Source organism: Cryobacterium sp. M91 (assembly GCF_002929615.1).
Lineage (GTDB): Bacteria > Actinomycetota > Actinomycetes > Actinomycetales > Microbacteriaceae > Cryobacterium > Cryobacterium levicorallinum.
Map to the genome: position 1 here is coordinate 173,150 of NZ_PJJT01000084.1, position 6,575 is coordinate 179,724.

The 6,575-nt window shown below is 65.2% G+C and carries 6 protein-coding genes; 4 read left to right on the top strand and 2 right to left on the bottom strand.

Annotated features, from left to right (window positions below; all coding sequences use genetic code 11):
- The first annotated feature begins 152 nt into the window (after positions 1-152).
- On the top strand, positions 153-1,352 hold the full coding sequence (locus CXY80_RS10225; RefSeq protein WP_092449824.1) for an argininosuccinate synthase: 1,200 nt from the start codon (positions 153-155) through the stop codon (positions 1,350-1,352).
- Between the two features lie 7 nt (positions 1,353-1,359).
- Positions 1,360-2,790 carry an argininosuccinate lyase gene (gene argH, locus CXY80_RS10230; protein ID WP_104132449.1) on the top strand — a complete coding sequence of 477 codons (1,431 nt, stop codon included), beginning with the start codon at positions 1,360-1,362 and terminating at the stop codon, positions 2,788-2,790.
- Between the two features lie 120 nt (positions 2,791-2,910).
- On the opposite strand, the gene CXY80_RS10235 is transcribed toward argH, so the two are convergent.
- Positions 2,911-3,510 carry a hypothetical protein gene (locus CXY80_RS10235; protein WP_092449820.1) on the bottom strand — a complete coding sequence of 200 codons (600 nt, stop codon included), beginning with the start codon at positions 3,508-3,510 and terminating at the stop codon, positions 2,911-2,913.
- Positions 3,507-4,136: a DNA-binding protein gene (locus CXY80_RS10240; RefSeq protein WP_104132450.1), complete on the bottom strand. Its 630-nt coding sequence runs from the start codon at positions 4,134-4,136 to the stop codon at positions 3,507-3,509. The genes CXY80_RS10235 and CXY80_RS10240 overlap by 4 nt, the downstream gene beginning before the upstream one ends.
- Positions 4,137-4,281: 145 nt before the next feature.
- On the opposite strand from CXY80_RS10240, the gene tyrS reads away from it, so the two are divergent.
- On the top strand, positions 4,282-5,583 hold the full coding sequence (tyrS, locus tag CXY80_RS10245; protein ID WP_104132451.1) for a tyrosine--tRNA ligase: 1,302 nt from the start codon (positions 4,282-4,284) through the stop codon (positions 5,581-5,583).
- A 60-nt stretch (positions 5,584-5,643) separates the two neighbouring features.
- On the top strand, positions 5,644-6,183 hold the full coding sequence (locus CXY80_RS10250; RefSeq protein WP_104132452.1) for a GNAT family N-acetyltransferase: 540 nt from the start codon (positions 5,644-5,646) through the stop codon (positions 6,181-6,183).
- Positions 6,184-6,575: the final 392 nt, after the last annotated feature.

The following is a 6,575-nucleotide window of genomic DNA, read 5'->3' on the forward strand; positions in this document are numbered from 1 at the left end:
CCGGGCCCGGACACTGGGCCCACGATAGATCATGGGCCCGCTTTCCGGGCCCGGGCCCGGAAAGAGTGAGAGAAGCGGGCGGGCGACCGGGCGACCGGCGGGCCGCGCCACAGCACGTAAACTTTAGACAGATCAAGATTTTAGGGAGAACCATGGCGGAACGCGTTGTACTCGCATACTCGGGCGGACTGGATACCTCGGTCGGCATCGGCTGGCTCAAAGATGCCACCGGCAAAGAGGTTGTAGCCCTCGCCGTCGACGTCGGACAGGAGGGCGAAGACATGGACGTAATCCGTCAGCGCGCCCTCGACTGCGGCGCCGTCGAATCCATCGTCATCGACGCCAAGGACGAGTTCGCCAACGACTACATCATCCCGACACTCAAGGCCAACGCCCTGTACCAGAAGCGTTATCCGCTCGTTTCGGCCATCAGCCGCCCGCTGATCGCCAAGTACCTCGCCTCCACTGCCAAGGAACTCGGCGCCGACAGCGTCGCCCACGGCTGCACCGGTAAGGGCAACGACCAGGTTCGATTCGAAGCCGCCGTCGCCGCGCTCGCCCCCGAGCTGACCTCGCTCGCCCCGGTGCGCGACTTCGCGCTGACCCGCGACAAAGCCATCGAGTACGCCGCCAAGCACGACCTGCCCATCGTGCAGTCCAAGAAGAGCCCGTACTCGGTCGACCAGAACGTCTGGGGTCGCGCCGTCGAGACCGGATTCCTCGAAGATCCGTGGAACGCGCCGATCGAAGACCTCTACACCTACACGCAGGACCCGTCGGTCACCCGCGCCCCGACCGAGGTCGTCATCTCCTTCGAGCAGGGTGTGCCCGTCGCCATCGACGGCAAGAAGGTCACCCCGCTGCAGATGATCCAGCTCATGAACCGTCTCGCCGGCGACCAGGGTGTCGGTCGCATCGACATCGTCGAGGACCGTCTGGTCGGCATTAAGAGCCGTGAAATCTACGAAGCCCCCGCGGGAATGGCGCTCATCGCCGCCCACGAAGAGCTCGAGAACATGACCGTCGAACGTGACGTCGCCCGCTACAAGCGCGGCGTCGAGAGCAAATGGGCCGAGCTCGTCTACGACGGCCTGTGGTTCTCCGGCCTGAAGAAGAGCCTCGACGTGTTCATCGAGGACACTCAGAAGTACGTGACCGGCGACATCCGTTTGAAAATGCACGCCGGCACTGCCGTCGTCACGGGGCGTTCGAGCACGACCAGCCTGTACGATTTCAACCTCGCCACCTACGACACCGGCGACTCCTTCGACCAGACCATGGCGAAGGGCTTCATCGAGCTGTGGTCGCTGCCGAGCAAGGTCGCCGCACGACGCGACGCCGCCGCGAAGTAGGGCATCCGTGTCGAGTGAGAAAAACCGCGCCGGCCGAGCTGGTGCCCTCTGGGGCGGCCGTTTCGCCGGGGGACCGTCGCCGGAACTGGCACGGCTGAGCAAGTCGACCCAGTTCGACTGGATGCTGGCCGAATACGACCTGCAGGGCAGCCGCGCGCACGCTAGGGCCCTCGCCGCCGCCGGATATCTCACCGACACCGAATTGACCCAGATGGTCGGCGCGCTCGAACAACTCGAGCGCGCCGTCGTGGCCGGCGAATTTCTGCCAGCCGAAGCCGATGAAGACGTGCACTCGGCCCTTGAACGTGGCCTCATCGACATCATCGGCGTCGAGGTCGGCGGCAAACTTCGCGCCGGCCGCAGCCGCAATGACCAGGTCGCAACGCTTGTGCGCATGTGGCTGCGCGACCACGCCGCCATTCTCGCCTCCCTCGTCATCGAACTGATCGACGCCCTCGCCGCTCAGGCCGAAGCGCACTCCGGGGCCATCATGCCCGGCCGCACCCACCTGCAGCACGCCCAGCCGGTGCTGCTCGCCCACCACCTGCTGGCGCACTGCTGGCCACTCGTGCGCGACCTCGACCGCTTCGCGGACTGGGGCCGGCGAGCGGATGCGTCCCCCTACGGTTCAGGCGCCCTCGCCGGCAATACCCTCGGTCTCGACGCGCATCTCGTCGCCGTCGACCTGGGCTTCGCCGCCGTGGTTGAGAACTCCATCGACGGCACCGCGAGCCGCGACCTGGTCGCCGAATTCGCCTACATCACCGCTCAAATCGGCATCGACATGTCGCGGCTGGCCGAAGAGATCATTCTCTGGAACACCCGCGAATTCGGGTTCGTCACCCTCGACGACGCCTATTCCACCGGGTCCTCGATCATGCCGCAGAAGAAGAATCCAGACATCGCCGAGCTCGCTCGCGGCAAGTCGGGCCGCCTGATCGGCAACCTCACCGGGCTGCTCACCACGCTCAAGGGCCTGCCGCTCGCCTACAACCGCGACCTGCAGGAAGACAAAGAGCCGGTCTTCGACTCGATCCAGACCCTCGAAGTACTGTTGCCCGCCTTCACCGGCATGGTCGCGACACTCACCTTCCACACCGAGCGGATGGCCGAGCTCGCGCCGCAGGGGTTCTCCCTCGCCACGGATGTCGCCGAATGGCTGGTCAAACGCCACGTTTCGTTCCGTGATGCGCACGAGATCACCGGTTCGCTGGTGAAGTTCGCCGAGACGAACGGACTCGACCTGCATGAGGTCGACGACGCGGCGCTGCTGGCGATTTCGCCGCACCTCGTTCCGGAGGTGCGCGAGGTGCTCACCATCCGCGGATCGGTCGACAGCCGCGACGGCGCCGGCGGAACCGCGCCGGTGCGCGTCGCCGAGCAGCGGGCCCACCTGGTCAACCGGGTACGCGACCTGACGGCGGCGCTCAGCCGGTAACCGTGCCGAACGCGTCCGGCCCGGCTGGAAAGTCAGTGGGGTTGGCGCGTGGAATCGAGTCCTCGTGGTGGTTTTGGATGCCGGGGGAGGCATCCGTTCAGGCCGTCGAAAAGAGCGGCGCTAGACCAGTGCCATCGGCACGAGGGCGGCGCAGGCACAGGCCCAGGTGAGGCTTGACAGGGTGCCGATGATGAACCTCTCACGCGATTCTGCCGCGGCCAGCTCGGTGAACCGGCCGACACCCTTGATGGCGACGACGACGGCGATGGCCTCGGGGAAGCCAGCCAGAATAGCGCCGGCCACGGCGAGACGTTCCAGGATGCCGATGGTCACACCCCCGCGCAGCACCTCGTGGGTCTCCGGATCACTGATCCCGGCCATGGTCGGGGCCGGTTTTCCGGCGTTCAGAACCATGATTCCACCGTGCTGGCCCGGCGGCACCGAGTTGTTGGTGGCGAGATCGAGGGCGAGTACCGCGACGGGGCCGCCGCCGATGACGGCGAGGGCCAGGGCCAGCATGCCGAGCACAATGCCGAAAGCGCTCGGGCCGGGCCCGACGGGGACAGCGGCCAGCACCAGCGCGACGGCCAGTCCAGCGATGGCGGCGACGGCGTAGAGCTGCCGATGCAACTTGAAGGCGATCGCGGCGCTGGTGAGCGCGGCGAGGGTGACCAGGAGTAGGACGACCCAGTACAGAAACGTGAGAACGGTGAAAGTCATGCGGGTTCCGTTTCGTTCGGGCCGGTGTTCGGGCCAGCATCGAGTTGCTCTAGCAGCCTAACCAACGCCGGCCGTGCGGCCTGCTCGACCCGGTACTGCGCCGCTTTGAGCCGCTGGCTCACCGCCCCGGTGGTGATGCCGAGCCTGTCCGCGATGTCGGTCTGGGCCAGTCCGCTTTCGAACAGATCACCGGCCTGCCAGCCCTGCGGGGAGCGGCGTTGACGCAGCAGCAGGAGCATGGTGAGGAGTGCCTCGATGCCGGGGGCTGCGGCATCCGTTTGACCGACGTCGAGCGCAAAGTGCGCCTCGGTCTTCTTGGCCCGAAGTACGGCCTCGCGGGCTGCGATGAACGCGCCACCGGTGGCCTGCCGTGTCGACGCCGGCAGGGGAGTGCGTACGGTGCCCACCCCGAGTCCGACGCTCCAGTGGCCGGAACGGTGCAGCGTGAGAATGGCGTTGAGCGTTGGCCGGGCCGTCGAGACAAGCAATTGGATCTCATCGCCCGCCGTCTGGTCGGGCGGCAGACTATATGCGTGCGGGCTCTGGTCCACGAGTCGCGCGATCATCTCCCGCGCTCGATCGTGATCGTTGCGGCTGTCAATCTGGTCAGCGGTGATGACAAACATGGGCTGAGGCTCCGTCCTGCATTCAATATAATTCAGGTCACAGACTAAATCAAATGAGATATAGGTTTTAGACTAAATTGCTCTTCGAGACGAGCGGATGCCGCCCGCAACTCGTCGAGGCCGCCACGGCTGGTAATCTGAACGCGTGTCAGACCCCACCATCCTCGCCCAGCAGACCAACGATCCCTCTTTCGATTCCGTCTGGGAGGAGATCAACTGGCGCGGCCTCGTGCACGTCTCCACCGACGAGACCGAGCTCAAAGCGCTGCTCGATGGCGGTCCGATCACCTACTACTGCGGATTCGACCCGACCGCGCCGAGCTTGCACCTCGGCAATCTCGTGCAGCTGCTGCTAATGCGGCGCCTGCAGCTGGCCGGGCATCATCCGCTTGGACTGGTCGGCGGATCCACGGGACTCATCGGGGATCCGCGCCCGACCGCCGAGCGCACGCTGACCCCGACCGATACCGTCGCAGAATGGGTCGGCTACCTGCAGGCCCAGGTTTCGCGGTTCTTGAGCTCAGAGGGCGATAACGCCGTCACCCTGGTGAACAACCTGGACTGGACCGCACCGCTTTCCGCGATCGATTTTCTGCGCGAAATCGGCAAATACTACCGCGTCGGCACGATGCTCAAAAAGGATGCTGTCAGCGCGCGGCTAAATTCTGATGCCGGCATTAGCTACACCGAATTCAGCTACCAGATTCTGCAGGGCCTGGACTACCTCGAACTGTTCCGCAGCTACAACTGTGTGTTGCAGACCGGTGGCAGCGATCAGTGGGGCAATCTCACGAGCGGAACCGATCTCATCCGTCGGGCCGAAAGCGGCAGCGTGCACGCGATCGGCACGCCGCTCATCACTAACAGCGACGGCACCAAATTCGGCAAGAGTGAGGGCAACGCGGTCTGGCTGGACCCCAACCTGACGAGCCCCTACGCCTTTTACCAGTTCTGGCTCAACACTGACGATGCCGACGTGGTTTTTCGGCTCAAGGTGTTCACGTTTCTGTCACGGATCGAAATCGATCGGTTCGCCGAGCTTGTCGAAAACGAACCGTTCCGCCGGGAAGCGCAGCGCCGACTCGCCCTCGAGGTGACCAGCCTCGTGCACGGCCAGGCGGCGACGGATGCTGCCATCCACGCCGCCGAGGCGCTGTTCGGTCAGGGCGACCTTGCTGAACTCGACCCCGATACCCTCGAGGCCGCGCTGCGCGAACTTCCGCACACCACGACGGCGCCGCACGCCACCGTATTGCAGTTGCTCGTCGACACGGAATTGTCGAAGAGTCTCGGTGACGCGCGCCGCGCGGTGCAGCAGGGCGGGGTCTACCTGAACAACGAGAAGGTCACCAGCGTCGACCTGACCATCGAAGGATCGGTGCTTCCCGGGGGAGTGGCTGTACTGCGTCGCGGCAAGAAGACGCTCGCCGGCATTTTCGTCGAGTAGCTGTTTCGAGGCGCGAGCTCGGTGCAGGGGTCGGGCAGGTGTGGGTGGCAAGATGTCGACGTGGACACTCTTCGAACCGAACGCCTGCTGCTGCGCCCCTGGACCCTCGATGACACCGACTTCGTCTTCGGGTTGTACTCGTTGTGGTCCGTGCAGCAACACATCGGGTTGCATCCGCGGGTGATGACCGACCGCGCCGAGGCGATCGCCGTGATCACCCGGTGGCAGGGAATGGAACACCCCATTCACGCCATCAGGGCCGTAACGGATGCTGACACCGGCGAAATCTTCGGCAACCTGCTGCTCAAGTCGATTCCAGCCTCGAGCCCGGTCACGCCGCTTGAACCGTCGGGGGATACCGAGATCGGCTGGCACTTTCACCCGAACGCGTGGCACCACGGCTACGCGACCGAGGCGGCATCCGCTGTACTGGCCGAAGGGTGGAAGACGGGACTCGACCGGGTGGTGGCCGTGACCACCCCGAGCAATCGTCCGTCGCAACGGGTCTGCCTGCGCATCGGTATGACGCACAAGCGGAGAACCGACCAGTACTACAACTCCGTGAGCGAGCTCTTCGTCGCCGAGGCCCCCGCGACTTAGCCGTCTCCAGTGGGGTGTGGCACCCCGCCTTGCCCCGTCACCCGCAGCCAGCCCCGGTCGGTCCATCCATGGATAGGTTCGGGGCCCGGGCCCGGGCCCGGAAAGCGGGCCCATGTTCTATCGTGGGCTCGGTTCCCGAAGGTGGGCCCGGCTTTCTCGGTGGACCGGTTCATGAGTAGAGCGCGGGTCGGTCTCTAAAACGCCCCATTCTGTTGATCGAGCTTGTCGAGATTGCCATACGACCGGCGTGAGCTGGTCTGCGTTGCCGGCCCTGCGGCTGGGTGGGGGAGTGGGTGTCGGGGTTGCGACACGCCCGGGTGGGGGGCGTTTTGACGGGTGGGTGGTCTGGCCGTAATGTATCTATACGTACCCCAAAGGTGCGGAAAGCCGTA

Excerpts from the sequence above, each read along its gene's own strand:
- CXY80_RS10225 (WP_092449824.1), top strand. The coding sequence starts at position 153 with ATGGCGGAACGCGTTGTACTCGCATACTCGGGCGGACTGGATACCTCG.
- CXY80_RS10235 (WP_092449820.1), bottom strand. The coding sequence starts at position 3,510 with ATGACTTTCACCGTTCTCACGTTTCTGTACTGGGTCGTCCTACTCCTG.
- CXY80_RS10240 (WP_104132450.1), bottom strand. The coding sequence starts at position 4,136 with ATGTTTGTCATCACCGCTGACCAGATTGACAGCCGCAACGATCACGAT.